This is a genomic window from Shigella sp. FC1967, assembly GCF_001743005.1.
In the GTDB taxonomy this organism is placed as follows: domain Bacteria; phylum Pseudomonadota; class Gammaproteobacteria; order Enterobacterales; family Enterobacteriaceae; genus Proteus.
In genome coordinates, this window is sequence record NZ_MIIZ01001178.1 from 1 (window position 1) to 551 (window position 551).

Below are 551 nucleotides of genomic sequence, written 5' to 3' on the forward strand. Positions count from 1 at the left end.
TTGATTGAACCTGGTTTAGCCAGTACTTGTCCACGTTCGATTTCTTCACGTTTAGTACCACGTAACAGAACACCAACGTTCTCACCTGCACGACCTTCGTCAAGTAATTTACGGAACATTTCAACGCCAGTACACGTTGTTTTAGCCGTATCTTTGATACCTACGATTTCAACTTCTTCACCAACTTTAATAATACCACGCTCAACACGACCTGTTACTACTGTACCACGGCCTGAGATTGAGAATACGTCTTCGATTGGTAACAGGAATGGTTTGTCAATTGCACGCTCTGGCTCTGGGATATAAGAATCCAGTGCTTCTGCTAATTCAACAATTTTTGCTTCCCACTCAGCTTCGCCTTCCAGTGCTTTCAGCGCTGAACCACGGATTACTGGCGTGTCATCACCTGGGAAATCGTATTGAGACAGAAGTTCACGAACTTCCATTTCAACTAATTCTAACAGTTCTTCATCATCTACCATGTCACATTTGTTCAGGAATACGATGATGTAAGGAACACCAACCTGACGACCTAACAGGATGTGCTCACG

The 551-nt window shown here is 43.7% G+C and carries 1 protein-coding gene; it reads right to left on the reverse strand.

All coding sequences use genetic code 11. The features are described from left to right. Nucleotides 1–551 (reverse strand): EF-Tu/IF-2/RF-3 family GTPase (locus tag BHE89_RS20000; protein WP_286146387.1); only part of this gene is annotated, 551 nt, incomplete at both ends.